Here is a 19,970-nt window from a genome sequence, read left to right on the forward strand (position 1 = left end):
TCCCATACGGCAACCGGCAGTACTCGAACACCATCTCCCGAATCTGCTCCCCTGTGAATTCAGCACTCAACATGCGGTAACCCTCCATAGCTTCTCGAATGACTCACGAGAAGCTTGGCAAAGAGGGGCGTTCAGCAAATGCGCGCGCGTTTGCGAGGACTGAGGGGCCGCGTGGATCAGGGCTCGAGGTCCGGCTCGCCGACGTCCCAGCCGCCGCGTCGGATGCGCAGGATGTAGACCAGTTCGTTGCTGCCGAATGCTTCGACCGTGGTGAAGCGTTTCGGCTCCGTATTGACCTCGGGGTTACGGGCATGAGCTTCCTCGTAGAGCTGAGTGGCTCGAAGATCGGCCAGTTCCACTCGGGTCCAGAAGTCGTCGGATTGCACCGAGTAGACGAGCCGCGGTGCGCCGTCGGTAACGTGTGCGATGTCGATGTCGTCGTCCTCGGAGTCCTCGTCGTCGAGGTCCAGATCGAGTTCGTCCTCGGAATCGGCGTCCTGCTCGGCGTCGGTCCCGATCAGATAGACGCCCGCCTGCAGGTCACCGGCGGCGACCGTCATGTACTCGGCGTAGTCGCCGGTGTCGATTCCGTCCACGTCCATGTATGTACGGTAGCCATGTGCTGCTTCGTTCACTGAACCCACTCGCCGTTGCGCGGGGAGACGATATTCCCGACGCCATCACCATCGACGGTGTCTCGCTTTCCCGTGCCGACATCCTGGGTGCGGCGACCTCGGTTGCCGAACGCATCTCGCGAGCCGACCGCCTCGCGATCTACGCGACGCCGTCGGTCAAGACGGTGCTCGCGGTCGTGGGCGCGCTGATCGCCGGAGTCACCGTGGTGCCGGTTCCGCCGGACGCAGGGATCGCCGAACGCGAGCACATCCTTCGCGACTCGGGTGCCCAGGCATGGCTCGGTGAGGCACCGTCGGACACCTCCGGGCTGGAGGTCCTGCCGGTGCGTCAGCACGCACGCTCGTGGCACAGCTACGCCGAACCGCAGCCGTCCTCGGTCGCGTTCGTCCTCTACACCTCCGGTACCACCGGCCCACCCAAAGGCGTACTGATCTCGCGCAGTGCCATCGCCGCCGGCCTGGACGCGTTGGCGCAGGCGTGGGCATGGACTTCGAGAGACACTGTGGTGCACGGACTTCCGTTGTTCCACGTCCACGGTCTCATCCTCGGTGTCCTCGGCCCACTGCGTGTGGGCAGCCCGCTGATCCACACCGGTAAGCCGACGCCGGAGCTCTACGCGGCCGCGCGTGGATCCTTGTACTTCGGAGTGCCGACCGTGTGGTCGCGCATCGCCGCGGACGAGACGTCCGCCCGCGCCCTGGCCCACGCCCGACTGCTGGTGTCCGGCAGTGCGCCGCTCCCGGTTCCGGTGTTCGAGAAGCTGCGTGAACTCACCGGGCAGGCGCCGATCGAGCGATACGGCATGAGCGAAACCCTCATCACCATCAGCACCCGCGCCGACGGGGAGCGGCGCGCTGGCTCGGTGGGACTGCCGGTCGCGGGCGTCGAGACACGGTTGCGCGGTGAGAAGGGCGAAATCCTGCCGCACGACGGCGAATCCATCGGCGCGCTGCAGATCCGCTGCCCCATGCTGTTCGACGGTTACCTGAACAACCCCGACGCGACAGCGAAGACCTTCACCGAGGACGGCTGGTTCGATACCGGAGACGTCGCCCTCATCGAGCCGGACGGCTTCCACCGCATCGTCGGGCGAGCGTCGACGGACCTGATCAAATCCGGCGGCTATCGCGTCGGCGCGGGGGAGATCGAGACCGTGTTGCTGGGCCACCCGAGCGTCGACGAGGTGGCCGTGGTCGGTATGCCCGACGCCGATCTCGGTCAGCGCATCGTGGCGTTTGTCGTCGGTACCGATGTGGAGGATCGGGTGCTGATCGATCTGGTGGCCACCGAGCTGTCGATTCACAAGCGGCCCCGCGAGATTCGAGTGGTCGACTCCCTCCCGCGCAATGCCATGGGCAAAGTTCAGAAGAAGCTGCTCGGCTGACATCCTCTTGACGACCTAGGTTAGGCATGCCTACTATTCCGGGTCATGACCGCACCTGCGCCTGCATTCGCTATCGGGGAAACCCAGTTCGAGACAAACACGATCGAGGCGGCGACGCGTCGTGAGTTCCTCATCGGCAGCGTCGCGCTTGCGGCCTTGCTGGCCGGATGCGGGAGCGGTGAGGAGCAGCCGTCGGGCGACGGGACTGCAGGGGACGGCTATCCCCGTACGATCGTCGACGATGCCGGTGAGTCCGTCGTGATCGACCGTCGGCCGCCGCGGGTGGCGTGTGTGGCCAACCTGTGGGATCTCGACACGGTGCTCGCGCTGGGCGTCGTTCCCGTGCAGTTCGGGGTGCGCGAGGGCTTCGCCGAGATGATCGGCGCACCGAACAGGTCCTGGGAGTGGCACGAGAACGCCCTCATCGAACTCGGCGGGTCGAGTGAGCGGATCTCCCTCGGCGAGTCGATCGACACCGAGCGCATCGCCGCAGCCGAACCGGATCTCATCATCGGAGACGACGGGGTGGCCGATTCTCGTTCTCAGCTCGAATCGCTCGCCCCCGTTGTCCAGATCGCGTCGTTCGACTGGCGGCGCAACCTCGAGATGATCGGCGACGCACTCGATCGGCGAGATCGCGCCGACGAACTCATCGCGGACACCGAGGCGCGAATGTCCGCCGCGCTCGACGGGCTCGACGTCGGCGGTGCCACGGTCGGTTTGATCGCCGCCTACGACACGTCGATGTTCTACGGGCTGGGGCACGAGTCCATCCCCGCCGTGGATCTGTTCCGACGAGCCGGGTTCACGACGGTCGCCGCTCTGTCCGACGGAGCGACCGCGGACGCCCCGCGCCCCGAGTTCTCCACTGAGAACGCCGACGTTCTCGCCGATGCCGACGTACTCGTCGTGTTCGACTTCGGCTCGGCCGGGATCGTCGATACCGGACTGTTCACCTCGTTGCCGAGCGTCGCGGCGGGCCGGGTGGTGGTGCTCGAGCAAGGCGAAGTGGCTCAAGGCTTCTCGACGTTGAGCCCGCTCAATCTCGACATCTGCATCGATGTGGTCCGCCGCGCAGCCGAACTGCTCTGATGAACGCCGTCGTCAGCGGGGGTGTGAGGTGGCCGTTAGCCTCGAAAGTATGACGACACTCGACGGTGCACGCATTCTCGTATTCGGTGCCAGTGGCGGTCTCGGCGGCCCGATCGTCGAGCAGCTCGCGCAGGCCGGTGCTCGGTTGACCGTGAGCGGCCGGAGCATCGAGTCGGACCATCACACGGTCGATGCCGATCTGACGCTGCCGGATTCGGCTCGCTCGGTGGTCGCTGAGGCCGTCGAACACCACGGTGGACTGGACGGGATCGTCATCGCCGCAGGTGTCGTGGCGTTCGGTCCGGTGACCGAAGTGGACGACGACACTGTCGACGAACTGCTGCTGCTCAACTATCTCGCGCCGCTGCGGGTACTTCGCGAAGCGCTGACCACCCTGGATCAGGGCGGGTTCGTGCTCAACATCAGCGCCGTCGTGGCCGACAAGCCGATGCCGAACATGGGTGCCTACTCGGCGACCAAGGCCGCGGTGAGCGCATTGCTGAAAAGCGTTCGTACAGAGGCACGTAAGTCGAAGATCAGAATAGTGGACGTGCGTCCGCCGCACACCGAGACGGGACTGGCGACACGGCCGATCGCCGGGCAGGCACCGAAACTACCGCAGGGTCTGACGCCGGATGCGGTGGCCGCACGTATCGTCGCGGCGATCGTCGACGATGAGACGGACGTCGGCGCGGATCAGTTCTCGTAGGCTATTGTCGGCATCGTGACCGAGACACACGTGATCGACGCAGCCAGAAGGCTCGTGCGTCGTCGCACCATCGACTTCGGTCTCATCTGCACTTCTTCCTGTTCGTAACTGTCGATCGAACCCATCCCCGACGAGCATTTCGCGCTCCTCGGGTCGTTCCGGCAACCCTCGAATCGAACAGGAATTTCCCATGACCACATCTGTGTCTCATCTCGGCGGCGTCATCGCTGCCACCGACGATGCCGTGCAGGCCGATCCGAAGAACGCGCAGGCAGTCTTCCGGGCTTCGGTCACCGCGCACGATGCTGTCGCCAGCACCGTCACCTTGGGCAAGTACACCGTCGAGGTCGACGAGCCCCCTGCCCTCGGCGGTGAGAACAACGCCGCCAACCCGGTCGAGTACTACTTGGCGTCGCTGCTGTCCTGCCAGGTGGTCACCTACCGCGTCTGGGCGGAGAAGCTCGGGATCGTCGTCGACGACATCAAGGCCAAGGCCGAGGGTGACCTCGACGTTCGCGGCTTCTTCGGTTTCGACGACGACGTTCGTCCCGGGTTCGGTGAGGTGCGCGTCGTCGTGACCGTCTCCGGTCCCGAGTCACGGGAGCGGTACGAGGAGCTGCAGAAGGCCGTCGACGATCACTGCCCCGTGCTGGATCTGACGCGCAATCCCACTCCGATCCACACCGTTCTCGAAACGGCCTGACGTCATGAGCGAACGGACATTCGGCCTGCGTACCAGAGCAATTCACGCCGGAGCGAGGCCAGATCCTTCCACCGGTTCGCGTGCGGTGCCGATCTACCAGACGGCGAGCTACGTGTTCGAGAATTCCGCGGACGCAGGCGATCTGTTCGCTCTGCAGAAGTACGGCAATGTCTACAGTCGTATCGGTAACCCCACCGTCGCCGCCTTCGAGGAGCGCATTGCGAGCCTCGAAGGCGGCATCGGAGCGGTTGCGTTCGCCAGTGGGTTGGCGGCCGAGTTCGCAGTGTTCGCTGCGCTTGCCGGCACCGGAGACCACATCGTCGCCGCGGCCGGGCTGTACGGCGGCACGGTGACCCAGCTGGACGTGACGCTGCGCCGCTTCGGCGTCGAAACCACGTTCGTTCCCGGTACCGATCCGTCGGATTACGCAGCAGCGGTGACGGATTCGACCAAGCTGATCTACGCCGAGGTCATCGGTAACCCGTCGGGGGAGATCGCCGACATAGACGGTCTCGCCGCCGTCGCCCACGATCACGGAATTCCGCTGGTGATCGACGCGACGATGGCGACGCCGTGGCTCAGCCGGCCTATCGAATTCGGTGCCGACATCGTGATTCACTCGGCGACGAAGTTTCTCGGCGGGCACGGTTCGACGCTCGGGGGAGTGGTGGTCGAGTCCGGTCGATTCGACTGGGGCTCAGGCAAATTCCCGCAGATGACAGAACCGGTGGCCTCCTACGGCGGGCTGTCGTGGTGGGGAAACTTCGGGGAGTACGGCTTTCTGACCAAACTGCGCAGTGAGCAACTGCGCGACATCGGGGGCGCGTTGGCACCGCAATCGGCGTTCACCTTGATCCAGGGGGTGGAAACGTTGCCGCAGCGTATGGACGCGCATGTCGGCAATGCCCGAGTGGTCGCCGAATGGCTCGAAGCAGATTCCCGGATCGAGTACGTGAGATGGGCTGGGCTGGAGGGGCATCCGCATCACGACCGCGCAGCGAAGTACCTCCCCGCCGGCCCTGGTGCGGTATTCGCTTTCGGAATCGACGGTGGCCGCGAGGCCGGTCAGGCGTTCGTCGAGAGCGTTCAGGTCGCCAGCCATGTGGCCAATATCGGTGACGTGCGCACGCTGGTGATCCACCCTGGCAGCACGACGCATCGACAATTGACCGACGAGCAGCTGCGCGGAGCAGGTGTCGGTCCCGAGTTGATACGCATCAGCGTCGGACTCGAAGATGCCGAGGACATTCTGTGGGACCTGGATCAGGCCCTGACACTGGCAACAGGAAAGGCGCGGTCATGAGCGAACGCACCTGGCAGGGCCCGTCCGCGCCGCAGCGGCAACGCATCCTGAGTGAGACGAAGACCGTCGCGATCGTCGGTGCGTCCAAGAATCCCTCGCGGGCAAGCTACTTCGTCAACCGGTATCTGTCGTCGACGAGCAACTACGAGATATTTCTCGTGAATCCGACGGTTGCCGACATCGAGGGCACGCCCGTGTACCCGACGCTCGCCGATCTCCCGAAGCGACCGGACATGGTGGACGTGTTCCGCAAGTACGACGACTTGCCCGACGTTCTGTCCGAAGCGATTGCAGCGCAGGCGAAGACGATCTGGCTTCAGCTCGGGTTGTGGCACGAGCAGGTGGCACGCGACGCCGAGGCAGCGGGACTGAACGTTGTCCTGGATCGGTGCCTCAAGATCGAACACGCCCGATTCCACGGAGGACTGCATCTGGCCGGATTCGATACGGGAGTGATCGATTCGCGTCGTACGCGCGGTTAGCGGTTCAGGCCTTCAGCAGGCGACCGCTGATCTTCGCGGCCAGTGAACGTGGGGCCAAACGCACACCGCCGGCGCTGATCTTGTTGGACAGGCCGGATACGACGCTGGCGGGGGTGCGGCGAGAATCCAACGCGCGCATAGCCGTCGAGACCACCTGCTCGGAGGTCTGGTAGTTACCCACCGCGGCGTCGCCGGTTCCGACGACGTCGAAGAACTCGGTGCGGGTGGGGCCGGGGGAGAGCGCGAGAATCTTCAGCGACGAGGTACGGTGCTCGAAGGCCAGCGCTTCGGTGAAGTTGAGGACGAAGGCCTTCGTGGCACCGTAGACGGCCATGTTGGGGGTGGGTTGGTACGCAGCAGTACTCGCGATGTTGATCAACGCGCCGGTGAGGTTCGGCAGAAATGCGTGCGTCAGGTCGACCAAGGCGCTCACGTTCAGTGCGATCTCGGCGGCGATGCGCGCAGGATCCTCGTCGGTGAACTTTCCGTGCGTCCCGAAGCCTGCATTGTTGACGAGGGTTGTGGGGGTGATTCCCTTGTCCACCAGCGTGGTTCGCAGGGCTGCGCCGACACCGGGCGCGCCCAGGTCCATGACCACGACGGTGGCCGTCACGCCGTGCTCGGTTTCGATGCGCCGCGCCAGGGTGTTCAACCGATCGGCGCGTCGTGCCACGAGGACGACGTTCTCGCCGCGTGCGGCGAAGCGGGTGGCAAATTCCTCGCCGAGGCCCGAGCTTGCTCCGGTGATGAGCGCTGTGGAAGTCATGGCAGCCAATGTAGGCAGTGTCAGCATTGTTGTCAACGCCAACATCGCCTAGGGTGAATGCATGGCAACGCAGCGCTACCACCACGGCGACCTGCGCGCGGTGTTGCTCGGCGAGGCCGAACGGAGCATCGCGCACGGCGGAGTCGAGGCGTTGTCGCTTCGGCAGCTGGCCAGAGATGTCGGCGTCAGTCACGGTGCCCCGGCGCGCCACTTCCGCGACAAGCAAGCGCTCTTGGATGCGCTGGCGCTGCACGGTTTCGAGGAACTGAACCGCCGGATGGTCACAGCGGCAACGGGGCCCGGTGAGCTGATGGCTCGGTTCCGTGGAGTTGCCCGCGCCTACGTGGGATTCGCCGTCGAACACCCGGAGCTGCTGGACGTCATGTACAGCACCAAGCATCATCCCGACGCCAGTGAGAAGCTGAAAATTGTTGCGCACGAGAGTATGACCGCTACCGAGGCATTGCTCGGCGAAGCCATAGCAGCCGGTGTGATCACCGAGGCTCCACCGGAGATCCTTGCGCGAGTGGCATTCGCGAGCGTGCACGGACTCGCGATGCTGGCCACCGGCGACCTGCTCGACGGCGTCCCGACCGAGGATCTGCTCGACGCCACCGTCGACACACTGCTGCGCGGGTTCACCTAGGTTGTGTGTCCTGAATGTGAGTGCGGTGGTGCCTGAGAACGTTCCTGGTGTCGAAATTGTAGATCGTTTCGCGCGGGACGTCGCCCTCACTGGATGAAGTCGCGCGACCGAACCCCTGTCCCCGCAGATCGATATTCACTGCGAGCGGACGTAGTCGGTGCACGGCCGATGGAGCATCGCGCAGTTCTTCGTCCAAGGAATCAGCGTCGATGAAAAGCACTGCCCAGAACTATCACGATGATCTAGTATCTTGATTATCGAGATATTTGGGAGGTTCAGTGAGTCGGTTCAGGGATAGCTCCGCAGCTGACGGATTCTTTACGGCCTACGAACGCGTGCTGTCGAAGTGGCCGCTGCCCATCGACACCATCGACGTCGAATCCGGCTACGGCACAACTCGAGTCAACGCCGTAGGCCCCCTCGATGGAACTCCGGTGGTGCTACTGCCCGGCGGCGGAGCAACCTCGACCGTCTGGTTCGCCAATGTCGCCGCCCTGGCCCTGGGCTACCGGGTCTTCGCAATCGACCCGATGGGTGAGCCCGGACGAAGCATTGTCGGTCAGAAACCGATCCGCACTGTCGATGACCTGATGTGCTGGTTCGATCAGGTTCTCGAAACCCTCGAGGTCACGCGGACTTCGATGGTCGGACATGGGTACGGGGCGATGATGGCGCTCGCGTACGCACTGCACCGGCCAGAGCGCGTCCGCGCTCTCGTCCTGCTGGATCCCCCTTCGTGTTTCGCTGGCATGCGCCTCGCGTACCTGCTGCACGCGGTGCCACTTCTGGTGCGACCGACTCGCCAACGTATGCGTTCTCTGATCCGGTGGGAAACGCAGAAGGCTCCGCTCGACGCCGACTGGCTCGATCTCACAGAGCGAGGCACCGACTTCCCGTCGGCGAAACCAGTGGTTCCGCGCCGCCCCAAAGGAAATCGATGGGCGACGCTGGCCGCGGACGTCACCGTCGTCTTTGCCGGTGACAGTAAGGTGCACAACAGTTCTCGTGTTGCCGACGCTGTCGAGACGGTTCTCCCGAACGCACACACCGTCATCCTGGCCGGCAGCAGCCATCACATGTTGCCGATGCTGCCGGCCGGGGAACTCGATGCCGTGCTGCTGAGTGCCCTGGGCTGAAACCTGTCGTCTGATTGCCGCGAGCTGAAATCCGAAGCGGCAATGGACCGCTAGGTTGAACGGCATGACCGAATACGACCTGCAACGCTTCGTCGACGCTCAGGATCCCGTCTGGACTGTGGTGACGCGGGAGCTGAAAGCGGGACGGAAACAGACGCACTGGATGTGGTTCGTGTTCCCGCAGTTGGCCGGTTTGGGGCGCAGCGCGACTGCTCAGCACTTCGGCATCGCGGATCTGACCGAGGCGGAACTGTACCTCTCGCACGAAGTGCTTGGGCCGCGCCTGAAGAAGGCGGCACGGCTGGTGGTGGCTGTCGAAGGGCGCACGGTCGAAGAGATCTTCGGCTATCCCGACAACCTGAAGCTGCATTCGTCGATGACGCTGTTCGCCGAAGCTACCGAGGGTCCGTCCGTATTCGGCGAAGTGTTGCAGAAGTACTTCGCCGGTGAATTCGATGGCCCGACACTCGACTTGCTCGACGAGCGATACCGCTAGCATCGCACCCATGACCACTCCACTCGCCGGATCCATTGCCTTCGTCCACGCCAGCTGGCACCTGGACATCGTCGATCGCGCGCGAGTGGGATTCGCCGTCGAGCTGAAGGAGCTCGGTCGGGGCGAGACGCCCATCGACGTGTTCGAGGTGCCCGGGGCATTCGAGATCCCGCTGCACGCACAGCGGCTCGCCAAGACCGGAAAGTACTCGGCGATCGTTGCCGCCGCGCTGGTGGTGGACGGCGGAATCTATCGACACGACTTCGTCGAAACGGCGGTCATCGACGGCCTGATGCGAGTGCAGCTGGACACCGACGTGCCGGTGTTCTCGGTGGTGCTGACGCCACACCACTTCCACGAACACGCTGACCACAAGGCCTTCTTCACCGCGCACCTGGAGACGAAGGGTGCCGAGGCGGCGCGGGCGGTTGTCAAGACTCTTGCTTCGCTGGGAACCATCGGCTGACGCGTCGGGGTGCGGGTGATCGAAGTTCGACGTCGCGCCTTATGTCGTCGGCTCGGCGTTACTCGCGACAGTGCTTCTAGCGCTGGGAGGTCTACGACGTCGGTCGTTATCACACCCTACCGACAGGTTCTGGATAGCCAATAGTTAAGCAGGACAACAGTTTTCGATTCAATCATGCTTGCCAGTCGAACGCACGTTCGATACACTTGCGTCCATGACCACGGAGATCTGGCAACTGAGCGAGAGTGAACTGCTCGCCGACGCCGCTACGGTCTCCCATGAGATTCAGTTGTTGGAGGCCCGGCGGATCGCTCTCGTCGCAGAGATCGACACCCGCGTCTCCCGTGAGAAACTGGGATTCCCCGGACCCGCCGGCTGGCTGACGTCCACTACCCTGCTGTCACCGTCCAAGGCCACCAAGATCGTCGCCCTCGCCCGCGGTATGGCTGCGTTTCCCGATATCGCCGACGCCGTGAACACCGGCGTGATGTCCGTCGATCACGCCGCGCTGATCCTCACCTTCGCCGAAACCCCACCGAAGGACCTCCCGGAAGAGGGCCGCGTCATGGCCCGCACCGCGATGATCGCCGCCGCCACCGGGCCCGAAGCACGCACCGGCCGGATCCGCGCAGCGATCACCAAACTCGAGGACGAGTTCGGCGGCAAGACACCACCACCGGAGAACACCGACCGCAACGAACTGTTCGCGTCGACAACCCTGAACGGACGTCTGGTGGCGAAGATGGATGTCGACGCTGTCACCGGAGAAAAACTCCTCACCGCACTCTCACCCCTGACCGAACCCCGACCCGCCGCAGACGGCACCCCAGACGACCGCACCCCCGCCAAACGGCGCGCCGACGCCTTCGGGCACATCCTCGACCAATACCTCGCCTCGAGCAGCCGGCCCATCGAAGGCGGCGAACGCCCCCACCTGAACCTGCACATCAACCTGCGCGACCTCACCGACCTCCGCGACAGCGCCGACACCGCCGACGACATCGAAGATGACATTGCCGACGACGAAACCGCACGCGCAGCAACCGAATCCGACACCGTCGATCCGGTCGACATCAACACCGGACACCCCATCCACCCCGATGCTGAAGAAACGTCGGATGACGACACAGACAGTAGCTGCGGAAGCGACGCTGCCCCGGATCGCGGCGCTTACAGGGACCTGTTCGGCGACGGCACGTCAGTCGGCTGGCTCCCCTTGATGGGACCACTCTCCCGCAACACCTCCCGCCAACTCGCCTGCGACTGCGTTCTCACCGCCATCGTCCTGGACGAACACGGCAACCCACTCAACCTCGCCCGCACCGCCCGCACCGTCACCGCAAAACAACGAAAAGCCCTCACCGCCCGCGATCACGGCTGCGCCTTCCCCGGCTGCGGAAAACCCGCCGCCTGGACCGAAGGACATCACATCTGGCACTGGGCCGACGGCGGCCCCACCGACATGAACAACCTGGTCCTACTGTGCGGATTCCACCACCGACTCATGCACCACTCCGACTGGGAAGTGTTCATCGGCACCGACAACCACCCATGGTTCGTACCACCCGCCACCGTCGACCCTTACCGACAACCCAGACAATCCCACGCCCGAGCCGGACCCCACATCGCCTGACCCCCAAGAAAAGCTCCAGCCCCGCACCGAGAACACGGTGCGGGGCTGGAAGAGGTTGTTCAACAGAATGATTCGAGTGAATCGGACTCTCAGTCGTTGGCGTGCAATGCCGCGTTCAGTTCGACGCCGGTGCCCTTCCACGGCACCACCTCGACAGCACCCGACAGCGAGTTGCGACGGAACAGCAGGTTGGACTTGCCGGACAGTGTCGCCGCCTTCACCACAGTTCCATCCGGACCACTGACCTTCGTTCCGGCGGTGATGTACAGCCCCGCCTCGACGACGCAGTCGTCACCGAGCGAAATGCCGAGCCCGGAGTTCGCGCCCAGCAAGCAGCTCTTTCCGACGGAGATGACGTTCTTGCCGCCACCGGAGAGCGTGCCCATGATCGACGCACCGCCGCCGACGTCGGAACCGTCGCCCACCACGACGCCCGCCGAGATGCGGCCCTCCACCATCGAGTTGCCGAGCGTGCCGGCATTGAAGTTGACGAAGCCCTCGTGCATGACCGTCGTTCCACTGGCCAGATGAGCACCGAGACGAACGCGGTCGGCGTCGGCGATACGAACGCCGGTGGGAACGACGTAGTCGACCAGACGCGGGAACTTGTCGACTCCGTACACGGTCACCGGACCGCGGACGCGCAGCTTCGCGCGCACCGTTTCGAAGCCGTCGACCGCCGCGGGGCCGAAGTTGGTCCATACGACATTGGCGAGGAGGCCGAACACTCCGTCGAGGTTCTGCCCATGCGGCTGAACCAGCCGGTGCGAGAGCAGATGCAGTCGCAGATATGCATCGTGCGCGTCGATCGGGGCGTCGTCGAGCGAGGCGATGCTGGTGCGCACTGCGACTACCTCGACGCCGCGCGCCTCGTCCGGTCCGACGAGAGCGGCCAGCTCCTCGGGGACATCCGAACCCTCGAGTCGGGTGGTGCCGGCCTCGAAGCCCGACCCGAGCTCAGGGCTCGGAAACCAGGTGTCCAGAACGACACCCGACGTCGTGATGTTGGCAATTCCTACTGCTGATGCTCCCTGTGCGCTCACGGCAGGAAGAATACGCGGTGGGTTTCGCGCGCGGGTTCACCCGTCATCGCGGGTACTCGGACTGTTTCCGGATTCCGATCCTGATGCCGCGTCGGTTCGTTACCGATTCGACTGCCGAGTGTGATCGCATCGGGATGCCGGTGGACGGGTAGGGGGCGGGGGAGCTGACAGAGTTTCACCGGTGATCACCCGTACCGGCTCGCGCAGCCGAGGAGCCGCAGCAGTGATGATGGACGGCGTCTCCTTCACCGGATTGGTGACGACGCTGGCCGCGACGATCATCCTCGGAGTCGCTTTCGGTTTGGTTGTCGCCGAGGCGTGGTAGACATGCCCATCGGCTGACAGGGGGTCGCCGTAGGCGGGGGATGTCATGAGTTCGAGCAGGTCAATAGCCATGCGTTCGATAATTTCGGTGATCGCTGCATCACTTCTGACGGTGACCGGCGTGGTTGCCGGTTCCGGTGCCGCAGCTGCCGCACCCAACTGCGTCGGAGTCGGCGGGAAGTCGGCAGTGGTCGCAAGAATTCCGGGGGCTGCACTGGAGGGCCTTGCCGTCGACGCGTCGGGTCGCGCCTACGTCACCGACATCGTGTCCGGCCGGGTGTACCGCATCGACGCGCCGGGCCGGCCCGCGTACCCCATCGCCAAGGTCCCCAGCGGCGGCGGCGGAGCTCTGGCATGGATGCCCGACGGCACCCTGCTGGTCGGCTACGGAGCCGACCCTCGCGTCTTCGTCGGCGACGTCGTCAAGTCCGCGGGGATCGTTCGACTCGACGTTGACACCCTTGCCGTCACTCCCTTCGCGAAGGGTCTCAGTGCGGCGAACGGACTTGCCGTCGCCGCCGACGGAACGGTGTACGCCACCAACGACTTCGGCTCGCTCATCGGCCGGATCGGCCCCGACGGCGCGGTCGACCCAGCATGGGCGCGCTTCCCCAGCGCCAACGGCGCAGTGCTCGACGCCGCCGATCGGTACCTGTACGTCTCGCGAACATTCGTGAACCCAGGGGTCAGCCGAATTCCGATCGCCAACCCCTCGGCACCGGAAAGCGTGCTCGACCTGTCGGGTCTCGACAGCTTCGCGGCCCCGGACGGGCTGACCCTCGACGATGCCGGACGCCCGGTGGTGCCGCTCAACGCAGGCGGCTCCGTCGTCCGCATCGATGCGCCGGGGGCGACGTGTGTCATCGGCACCGGTACACGGTTGACCAGCGTCGTAACGTACGGACGCTCCGACCAGGGATTCTCGAGCGGAAGATTGTTCGGTGCCGGCTTCGACGGCGTGGTCCGCGAGATTCCGGGATCCACGGCCTAGAGTTTTCTCCCGTGACGCTCGAACTGCATGCCGACCCGATAGACCTCACCGCGGCACTGGTGGACATCCCCAGTGTCAGTGAGGACGAATCGCGCATCGCCGACGAGGTGGAGCAGGCGCTCCGCGAGCAGACCACGGGCTTCGAGATCATCCGCAGCGGCAACGCAGTTCTGGCCCGAACCAATCGAGGACTCGGGTCGCGGGTGATGCTCGCCGGGCATCTCGACACGGTTCCCATCGCGGACAACGTGCCGTCGAGGCGTGAGCACGACAGCGCCGAGGGCGACATCCTGCACGGGTGCGGAACCGTCGACATGAAGTCGGGCGACGCGGTGTTCCTGCACCTCGCCGCGACGATCGACAATCCTGCGCACGATCTGACTCTGGTGTTCTACGACTGCGAGGAGATCGCCGCCGCTCGCAACGGACTGGGCCGCATCGAACGCGAACTTCCCGACTGGCTCGCTGCCGACGTCGCGATCCTCGGCGAACCGTCCGGCGGGTTCATCGAGGCCGGGTGCCAAGGGACGCTGCGGGTTCGACTGACGGCGTCGGGAACACGGGCGCACAGTGCTCGTTCCTGGCTGGGAGACAATGCAATTCACAAGTTCGGTGCGGTCCTGAACCGACTCGCGGCGTATCGCGCACGCACCGTCGATATCGACGGCTGCGTGTATCGGGAAGGGCTGCAAGCAGTCCGGATCTCCGGTGGGGTCGCGGGCAACGTCGTCCCCGATGCGGCCGAACTCGATGTCAACTTTCGCTTTGCGCCTGACCGCAACGTCGACGACGCCGTCGAACACGTTCGTGAGGTGGTCGAGGGACTGGATCTCGGCTTCGAGGTCACCGACTCGTCGCCCGGAGCGCTTCCGGGTTTGAACCGACCTGCAGCAGCCGCTCTCATCGAGGCCGCGGGCGGACAGGTCCGGGCCAAGTACGGCTGGACGGATGTCTCCCGGTTCTCGGCGCTCGGGATCCCGGCGGTCAACTACGGACCCGGCGACCCCAATCTCGCTCACAAGCGCGACGAACGCGTACCCGTCGAGCAGATCACTCACGTCACACAGGTTCTCCGGAGCTATCTCTCTGCCGGATAGCCTGAACGCCATGAACAGCGACCAGGGGCCAGATAGTTTCGATGAATTCGGCAGTTCCGACGGCCACAGCACCGAGAAGTCGGCCAAGCACAAGGGATCCGTCGTACTGCGTCGTGGCCGGAACACCGAGACGTCCACCTCGGATCAACGACTGCTCGACGAGCGAGGACCAGGGAACTGGATTCACTCCGACACCTGGCGCGTACTGCGTATACAGAGCGAATTCGTCGAGGGATTCGGTGCGCTCGCCGAGGTCCCGAAGGCCGTGACGGTGTTCGGTTCGGCGCGCACCCCCGTCGACCATCCCGAGTACGCCCGAGCCCGGCAGCTCGGAGCCGCGCTCGCGAAGGAGGGCTTCGCCGTCATCACCGGCGGCGGACCCGGCGTGATGGAAGGGGCCAACCGAGGCGCGAGCGAGGCCGACGGGTACTCGATCGGCCTCGGGATCGAGCTACCGTTCGAGCAGGGCCTCAACGAGTGGGTCGATCTGGGCGTCAATTTCAGATATTTCTTCGTCCGCAAGACCATGTTCGTGAAGTACTCGCAGGCATTCGTGTGCCTTCCCGGCGGCTTCGGTACCCTCGACGAACTCTTCGAGGCGCTGACCCTGGTGCAGACAGCGAAGGTCACCAGGTTCCCGATCGTGTTGTTGGGCAAGGACTTCTGGTCAGGACTGCTCGACTGGATAAAGACGACTCTCGTGAAAGAAGGCAAGGTGTCCGAGAAGGACCTCGAACTGATCCACTGCACCGACAGCGTCGACGAGGCTGTCCGGATCGTCCGCGAGGCCCAGCAGTGAGCGATCGCGGCACGACCGAAGGCTTGCTCAGTGTCTGCGTCTACTGCGCGTCGGGTCCCGTCGACGCCTCGTTCATCGACCTGGCCGGCGAGGTCGGCACCGAGATCGGTCGACGAGGCTGGCAGCTGGTCTCGGGCGGCGGCAACGTCTCGATGATGGGCGCGGTCGCGGCGGCGACGCGAGCAGCGGGCGGCAACACGGTCGGCGTGATTCCGAAAGCGCTCGTGCACCGCGAGGTCGCCGATGTCGACGCCGACGAGCTGATCGTGACCGACACCATGCGTGAGCGGAAGAAGATCATGGAGGACCGCGCCGACGCGTTCATCACCTTGCCGGGTGGGATCGGGACGTTGGAGGAACTGTTCGAGACATGGACTGCGGGCTACCTGGGCATGCACAGCAAGCCGATGGTGATGCTCGACCCATTCGGACATTTCGACGGCATGATGCAGTGGATAGACGGATTGCGTGAGACGGGATTCGTGCAGCAGCGCGCACTGGACGCCCTGGTCAGGACCACGACTGTCGCAGCAGCTCTGGACGCCTGCGCAACGTTGTGACAGGTCACCAAGCTCGGCCACGGAGTGAGGTGCTCAAAGTTGTTACTCTCAAGTAGGGTAAGGAATCTCACATCGTCTTCAAAGGGGAGTTCATGGCTGTCGATGCCCGTCAGAAAATCGGAGTGACCGACCTCGCGGTCGCGTTGCCGAAAATGGTGACGGAGGTGCCTAGTCTGCTCAAGGGCCTGGCGGGATTCACCCGCAAGCCCGACCACAAAGCGTCGATCGGTCAGATCTTCCAGGACGCCGCCGCGAAGAACAGCGACCGTCCGTTCGTGCGGTTCGAGGGCGAGTCGATCACCTACCGGGACGCGAACGAGCTCGTCAACCAGTACGCAGCAGTGTTCGCCGACCACGGAGTGAAGCGCGGCGACGTCGTCGGCATCCTCAGCAAGAACCGTCCGGAGGCGCTGTTCGCCGCGCTCGCCGCCGTCAAGCTCGGTGCCACCGCAGGCATGCTGAACTACAACCAGCGCGGCGACGTGCTCGAGCACAGCCTCGGGATTCTCGACGCCAAGGTTCTCGTACTGGACGAGAACACGCAGGAAGCCCTCGATTCGCTGGACGCCGAGCCGAAGGTGGGAGCGGTTCTGCCACTGAAGAAGCTGGCCGAACTCGCGGCGACGGCGTCCACGGCCAACCCGAAGGTGACCGCGGAGATCCAGGCCAAGGAGAAGGCGTTCTACATCTTCACCTCGGGCACCACCGGTATGCCGAAGGCCAGCCTGATGAGCCATTTCCGCTGGCTCAAGTCGATGTCCGGTCTCGGCAACATGGGCGTCCGGCTGCGCAGTAACGACGTCATCTACTGCTGCCTGCCGCTGTACCACAACAACGCACTGACGGTGACGCTGTCCTCGGTCCTCGCAGGCGGCGCGACGATGGCCATCGGCAAGCAGTTCTCGGTCAGCAATTTCTGGGACGACGTCCGCGTCAACAAGGCCACTGCGTTCACGTACATCGGTGAACTGTGCCGTTACCTGCTGACGCAGCCGGAAAAGCCCTCCGACCGTGACAATTCGGTCAAGCTGATCGTCGGCAACGGACTGCGCCCGGAGATCTGGGAGGAGTTCACCGAGCGGTTCGGCATTTCCCGCGTCGCCGAGTTCTACGGTGCCAGCGAGTGCAACATCGCGTTCATCAACGCCCTCAACATGAAGAAGACCGCTGGTATCTGCCCACTGCCCTACGCCGTCGTCCAGTACGACGAGGAATCCGGCAAGGCCAAGCGCGGTCACGACGGCAAGCTGCGCAAGGTCGGCAACGGCGAGGTGGGACTGCTGCTGTCCAAGATCACCGACCGGGCACCGTTCGACGGCTACTCCGACGACAATGCCACCGAGAAGAAGATGGTGCGCGACGGATTCAAGGACGGCGACGCGTGGTTCGACACCGGCGACCTGGTTCGCAAGCAGGGCTGGATGCACGTCGCGTTCGTCGACCGCCTCGGTGACACCTTCCGCTGGAAGGGTGAGAACGTGGCCACCACGCAGGTCGAGGGTGCCCTCGGTGGGCACTCTTCGGTCGACGGTGCTGTCGTGTACGGCGTCGACATCGACGGAACCGACGGCAAGGCCGGCATGGCTGCGGTGACTCTGCGCGAGGGCGAGACCTTCGACGGCAAGTCCGTGGCCGAGCACCTGTACGACAAGCTGCCGACGTACGCGGTGCCGCTCTTCGTCAGGATCGTCGACACCCTCGAGCAGACGTCGACGTTCAAGAGCCAGAAGGTGGCCCTGCGCAAACTCGGCTACGAGGAAGACAATGACAGCGACCTGTACGTGCTGCGCGGCAAGTCCGGTGGCTACGAGAAGGCGTACGACGGCTACGTCGACGAGGTCGCCGCAGGTAAGGCACCCAAGGGCTAGGCCCGTGCCACTATTGATTTCATGAGCACCCTCTGCGGCAAACCGGTCGCCGACGATCGCGCATTGGTCATGGCGATCGTCAATCGCACCCCCGATTCGTTCTACGACGGGGGTGCGAACTTCACCGACGACGCGGCGATGGCTTCGGTTCACCGGGCTGTCGCAGAGGGTGCCGACATGGTCGACATCGGCGGAGTGAAGGCCGGTCCCGGCGACGTCGTCGATGCCGCGGAAGAGATTCGCCGTGTCGTTCCGTTCGTCGAGGCGATTCGCGACGCCTATCCGGAGCTGCTGATCAGTGTGGACACCTGGCGCAGCGAGGTCGCTCGCCTGGCCTGCGGCGTCGGAGCGGATCTGATCAACGACACGTGGGCCGGGGCCGACCCCGAACTGGTGCGCGTCGCTGCCGCCGAGGGCGTCGGCATCGTCTGCTCGCACACCGGCGGAGCGGTACCTCGCACGCGCCCGTTTCGGGTTCGGTACGCCGATGTGGTGGCCGACGTCATCGCCGAAGTCACCGCCGCCGCCGAGAACGCAGTCGCGGAGGGGGTGAAAAAGGATTCGATTCTCATCGATCCGACACACGATTTCGGGAAAAACACCTATCACGGGCTCGAGTTGTTGCGTCGCGTGGACGATCTTGTAAACACCGGGTGGCCTGTGCTCATGGCGCTGAGCAACAAGGACTTCGTAGGCGAGACTCTAGGGGTAGAACTCGCCGACCGGTTGGAGGGAACATTGGCAGCGACAGCATTGGCCGCAGCAGGCGGAGCCCGAATGTTCCGGGTGCACGAGGTGGCGTCGACCAGAAGAGTCGTCGACATGGTGGCAGCGATCCAGGGGCTGAGAACCCCGGCGCGGACGGTCAGGGGTCTGGCATGACACTCGCGGATCGAACGGACGTGACCCGGGCGTGGTCCGAGACCAACAGCTGGGACACCCCGCAATGGACCATCGCCGAGCTCGAAGCCGCGAAGGCGGGCCGCACGGTCTCGGTGGTACTCCCGGCACTCAACGAGGAACAGACTGTTGCTGCCGTCATCGACACGATCCACCCGCTGCTCGGTGGCCTCGTCGACGAGCTGATCGTGCTCGACTCCGGTTCCACGGACGAGACAGCTGTGCGGGCGACGGCGGCCGGCGCGCGGGTCATCAGCCGTGAAGAAGCTGTACCCGGCGTCGACCCGGTACCGGGCAAGGGCGAAGTACTGTGGCGATCCGTCGCCGCGTCGACCGGTGATCTCATCGCGTTCGTCGACTCCGACCTGATCAACCCCGATCCGGCCTTCGTGCCCAAATTGCTGGGCCCACTGCTGATGGGCGACGGCATCCATCTGGTCAAGGGCTACTATCGCCGTCCGCTGCGGACCAGTGGAACCGAGGACGCCAACGGCGGTGGACGTGTCACCGAGCTCGTGGCCAGGCCGCTGCTCGCTGCGCTGCGACCGGAGTTGACCGGTGTCATTCAGCCCCTCGGCGGCGAGTACGCCGGTACCCGCGAGCTTCTGTCCGCGGTGCCGTTCGCACCCGGCTACGGAGTGGAGATCGGGCTGCTGCTCGATACCTACGACAGGCTCGGGCTGCGGGCGATAGGCCAGGTCAATCTGGGTGTACGCAAGCACCGCAATCGCCCGCTGGTCGAACTCGGGGCAATGAGCAGGCAGATCGTCGGGACCATGCTCAATCGGTGCGGGATGGTCGACTCCGGGGCCGGTCTGATGCAGTTCCGCGTCGACGGTGACTCGTTCGAGCCGTTCTCGACCGAGGTGTCGCTGCAGGACCGACCGGCGATGAACTCGCTGACCTAGCGTGTCGGACGGCCGTGACAAGATCGTG

Annotated in this window: 22 protein-coding genes; 19 read left to right on the forward strand and 3 right to left on the reverse strand. The window is 64.7% G+C overall.

From position 1 onward, the window contains the following. Positions 1–176: 176 nt before the first annotated feature. Positions 177–602 (reverse strand): hypothetical protein, encoded by a 426-nt coding sequence (locus tag MTX35_RS20975; protein WP_243596824.1) that lies wholly within the window; start codon positions 600–602, stop codon positions 177–179. A gap of 2 nt (positions 603–604) precedes the next feature. Here MTX35_RS20975 and MTX35_RS20980 point away from each other — a divergent pair, with 2 nt between their 5' ends. The 6 genes from MTX35_RS20980 to MTX35_RS21005 all read left to right on the forward strand — a co-directional run bounded on the left by MTX35_RS20980 (position 605) and on the right by MTX35_RS21005 (position 6,309). Beyond that, on the forward strand, positions 605–2,020 hold the full coding sequence (locus tag MTX35_RS20980; RefSeq protein ID WP_243596825.1) for an acyl-CoA synthetase: 1,416 nt from the start codon (positions 605–607) through the stop codon (positions 2,018–2,020). A 45-nt stretch (positions 2,021–2,065) separates the two neighbouring features. Further along, positions 2,066–3,112 (forward strand): ABC transporter substrate-binding protein, encoded by a 1,047-nt coding sequence (locus MTX35_RS20985; RefSeq protein WP_243596826.1) that lies wholly within the window; start codon positions 2,066–2,068, stop codon positions 3,110–3,112. Positions 3,113–3,161: 49 nt separating this feature from the next. Then, the gene (locus MTX35_RS20990) at positions 3,162–3,821 is read left to right on the forward strand and encodes an SDR family oxidoreductase (protein ID WP_243596827.1); all 660 of its coding nucleotides are present in this window, start codon (positions 3,162–3,164) and stop codon (positions 3,819–3,821) included. Positions 3,822–4,011: 190 nt separating this feature from the next. Further along, on the forward strand, positions 4,012–4,524 hold the full coding sequence (locus tag MTX35_RS20995) for an OsmC family protein (RefSeq protein WP_243596828.1): 513 nt from the start codon (positions 4,012–4,014) through the stop codon (positions 4,522–4,524). Between the two features lie 4 nt (positions 4,525–4,528). Next, the gene (locus tag MTX35_RS21000; RefSeq protein ID WP_243596829.1) at positions 4,529–5,827 is read left to right on the forward strand and encodes an O-acetylhomoserine aminocarboxypropyltransferase/cysteine synthase family protein; all 1,299 of its coding nucleotides are present in this window, start codon (positions 4,529–4,531) and stop codon (positions 5,825–5,827) included. Continuing rightward, entirely contained in the window at positions 5,824–6,309 is a 486-nt protein-coding gene (locus MTX35_RS21005; protein WP_243596830.1) for a CoA-binding protein, read from the forward strand. The genes MTX35_RS21000 and MTX35_RS21005 overlap by 4 nt, the downstream gene beginning before the upstream one ends. A 4-nt stretch (positions 6,310–6,313) precedes the next feature. On the opposite strand, the gene MTX35_RS21010 is transcribed toward MTX35_RS21005, so the two are convergent. Beyond that, positions 6,314–7,075, reverse strand: coding sequence for an SDR family oxidoreductase (locus tag MTX35_RS21010; RefSeq protein ID WP_243596831.1), 762 nt, complete (start codon positions 7,073–7,075; stop codon positions 6,314–6,316). A gap of 61 nt (positions 7,076–7,136) precedes the next feature. Here MTX35_RS21010 and MTX35_RS21015 point away from each other — a divergent pair, with 61 nt between their 5' ends. From MTX35_RS21015 to MTX35_RS21035, 5 genes are all read left to right on the forward strand, one after another. Further along, positions 7,137–7,721, forward strand: coding sequence for a TetR/AcrR family transcriptional regulator (locus MTX35_RS21015; protein ID WP_243596832.1), 585 nt, complete (start codon positions 7,137–7,139; stop codon positions 7,719–7,721). A 335-nt stretch (positions 7,722–8,056) separates the two neighbouring features. Beyond that, complete coding sequence (locus MTX35_RS21020) at positions 8,057–8,857, forward strand: alpha/beta fold hydrolase (protein ID WP_243596833.1); 801 nt, start codon at positions 8,057–8,059, stop codon at positions 8,855–8,857. A 64-nt stretch (positions 8,858–8,921) separates the two neighbouring features. Beyond that, complete coding sequence (locus MTX35_RS21025) at positions 8,922–9,353, forward strand: DUF1810 domain-containing protein (RefSeq protein ID WP_243596834.1); 432 nt, start codon at positions 8,922–8,924, stop codon at positions 9,351–9,353. Between the two features lie 10 nt (positions 9,354–9,363). Beyond that, complete coding sequence (locus tag MTX35_RS21030; protein WP_243596835.1) at positions 9,364–9,819, forward strand: 6,7-dimethyl-8-ribityllumazine synthase; 456 nt, start codon at positions 9,364–9,366, stop codon at positions 9,817–9,819. A 214-nt stretch (positions 9,820–10,033) separates the two neighbouring features. Continuing rightward, positions 10,034–11,452 (forward strand): HNH endonuclease signature motif containing protein, encoded by a 1,419-nt coding sequence (locus MTX35_RS21035; RefSeq protein ID WP_243596836.1) that lies wholly within the window; start codon positions 10,034–10,036, stop codon positions 11,450–11,452. An 89-nt stretch (positions 11,453–11,541) separates the two neighbouring features. Here MTX35_RS21035 and dapD read toward each other — a convergent pair whose 3' ends face one another. Continuing rightward, positions 11,542–12,495, reverse strand: a complete 954-nt coding sequence (dapD, locus tag MTX35_RS21040; RefSeq protein WP_243596837.1) for a 2,3,4,5-tetrahydropyridine-2,6-dicarboxylate N-succinyltransferase — start codon at positions 12,493–12,495, stop codon at positions 11,542–11,544. A 181-nt stretch (positions 12,496–12,676) separates the two neighbouring features. Between dapD and MTX35_RS21045 the strand changes: the two genes are divergently transcribed. The 8 genes from MTX35_RS21045 to MTX35_RS21080 all read left to right on the forward strand — a co-directional run bounded on the left by MTX35_RS21045 (position 12,677) and on the right by MTX35_RS21080 (position 19,942). After that, positions 12,677–12,820, forward strand: a complete 144-nt coding sequence (locus MTX35_RS21045; protein WP_243596838.1) for a hypothetical protein — start codon at positions 12,677–12,679, stop codon at positions 12,818–12,820. Between the two features lie 69 nt (positions 12,821–12,889). Then, positions 12,890–13,810: an SMP-30/gluconolactonase/LRE family protein gene (locus MTX35_RS21050; protein WP_243596839.1), complete on the forward strand. Its 921-nt coding sequence runs from the start codon at positions 12,890–12,892 to the stop codon at positions 13,808–13,810. Positions 13,811–13,821: 11 nt separating this feature from the next. After that, a complete protein-coding gene (gene dapE, locus MTX35_RS21055) occupies positions 13,822–14,907 on the forward strand; it encodes a succinyl-diaminopimelate desuccinylase (protein ID WP_243596840.1) in 1,086 nt (361 codons plus the stop codon). A 10-nt stretch (positions 14,908–14,917) separates the two neighbouring features. Next, on the forward strand, positions 14,918–15,706 hold the full coding sequence (locus MTX35_RS21060; RefSeq protein ID WP_243596841.1) for a TIGR00730 family Rossman fold protein: 789 nt from the start codon (positions 14,918–14,920) through the stop codon (positions 15,704–15,706). After that, on the forward strand, positions 15,703–16,266 hold the full coding sequence (locus MTX35_RS21065; protein ID WP_243596842.1) for a TIGR00730 family Rossman fold protein: 564 nt from the start codon (positions 15,703–15,705) through the stop codon (positions 16,264–16,266). Before MTX35_RS21060 ends, MTX35_RS21065 begins: the two co-directional genes overlap by 4 nt. Positions 16,267–16,358: 92 nt before the next feature. Beyond that, positions 16,359–18,134, forward strand: a complete 1,776-nt coding sequence (locus MTX35_RS21070) for a long-chain-acyl-CoA synthetase (protein WP_243596843.1) — start codon at positions 16,359–16,361, stop codon at positions 18,132–18,134. 21 nt (positions 18,135–18,155) lie between these two features. After that, the gene (gene folP / locus MTX35_RS21075; RefSeq protein ID WP_243596844.1) at positions 18,156–19,016 is read left to right on the forward strand and encodes a dihydropteroate synthase; all 861 of its coding nucleotides are present in this window, start codon (positions 18,156–18,158) and stop codon (positions 19,014–19,016) included. After that, complete coding sequence (locus MTX35_RS21080; protein ID WP_243596845.1) at positions 19,013–19,942, forward strand: glucosyl-3-phosphoglycerate synthase; 930 nt, start codon at positions 19,013–19,015, stop codon at positions 19,940–19,942. The genes folP and MTX35_RS21080 overlap by 4 nt, the downstream gene beginning before the upstream one ends. Positions 19,943–19,970 lie beyond the last annotated feature (28 nt).

This window comes from Rhodococcus sp. ARC_M12 (genome assembly GCF_022810385.1).
In the GTDB taxonomy this organism is placed as follows: Bacteria; Actinomycetota; Actinomycetes; order Mycobacteriales; family Mycobacteriaceae; genus Rhodococcoides; species Rhodococcoides navarretei.

Coding starts and splice junctions, on each gene's coding strand:
- MTX35_RS20975 (WP_243596824.1), bottom strand. CDS start 602: ATGGACGTGGACGGAATCGACACCGGCGACTACGCCGAGTACATGACG.
- MTX35_RS20980 (WP_243596825.1), top strand. CDS start 605: ATGTACGGTAGCCATGTGCTGCTTCGTTCACTGAACCCACTCGCCGTT.
- MTX35_RS20985 (WP_243596826.1), top strand. CDS start 2,066: ATGACCGCACCTGCGCCTGCATTCGCTATCGGGGAAACCCAGTTCGAG.
- MTX35_RS20990 (WP_243596827.1), top strand. CDS start 3,162: ATGACGACACTCGACGGTGCACGCATTCTCGTATTCGGTGCCAGTGGC.
- MTX35_RS20995 (WP_243596828.1), top strand. CDS start 4,012: ATGACCACATCTGTGTCTCATCTCGGCGGCGTCATCGCTGCCACCGAC.
- MTX35_RS21000 (WP_243596829.1), top strand. CDS start 4,529: ATGAGCGAACGGACATTCGGCCTGCGTACCAGAGCAATTCACGCCGGA.
- MTX35_RS21005 (WP_243596830.1), top strand. CDS start 5,824: ATGAGCGAACGCACCTGGCAGGGCCCGTCCGCGCCGCAGCGGCAACGC.
- MTX35_RS21010 (WP_243596831.1), bottom strand. CDS start 7,075: ATGACTTCCACAGCGCTCATCACCGGAGCAAGCTCGGGCCTCGGCGAG.
- MTX35_RS21015 (WP_243596832.1), top strand. CDS start 7,137: ATGGCAACGCAGCGCTACCACCACGGCGACCTGCGCGCGGTGTTGCTC.
- MTX35_RS21025 (WP_243596834.1), top strand. CDS start 8,922: ATGACCGAATACGACCTGCAACGCTTCGTCGACGCTCAGGATCCCGTC.
- MTX35_RS21030 (WP_243596835.1), top strand. CDS start 9,364: ATGACCACTCCACTCGCCGGATCCATTGCCTTCGTCCACGCCAGCTGG.
- MTX35_RS21035 (WP_243596836.1), top strand. CDS start 10,034: ATGACCACGGAGATCTGGCAACTGAGCGAGAGTGAACTGCTCGCCGAC.
- MTX35_RS21050 (WP_243596839.1), top strand. CDS start 12,890: ATGCGTTCGATAATTTCGGTGATCGCTGCATCACTTCTGACGGTGACC.
- MTX35_RS21060 (WP_243596841.1), top strand. CDS start 14,918: ATGAACAGCGACCAGGGGCCAGATAGTTTCGATGAATTCGGCAGTTCC.
- MTX35_RS21070 (WP_243596843.1), top strand. CDS start 16,359: ATGGCTGTCGATGCCCGTCAGAAAATCGGAGTGACCGACCTCGCGGTC.
- folP (WP_243596844.1), top strand. CDS start 18,156: ATGAGCACCCTCTGCGGCAAACCGGTCGCCGACGATCGCGCATTGGTC.
- MTX35_RS21080 (WP_243596845.1), top strand. CDS start 19,013: ATGACACTCGCGGATCGAACGGACGTGACCCGGGCGTGGTCCGAGACC.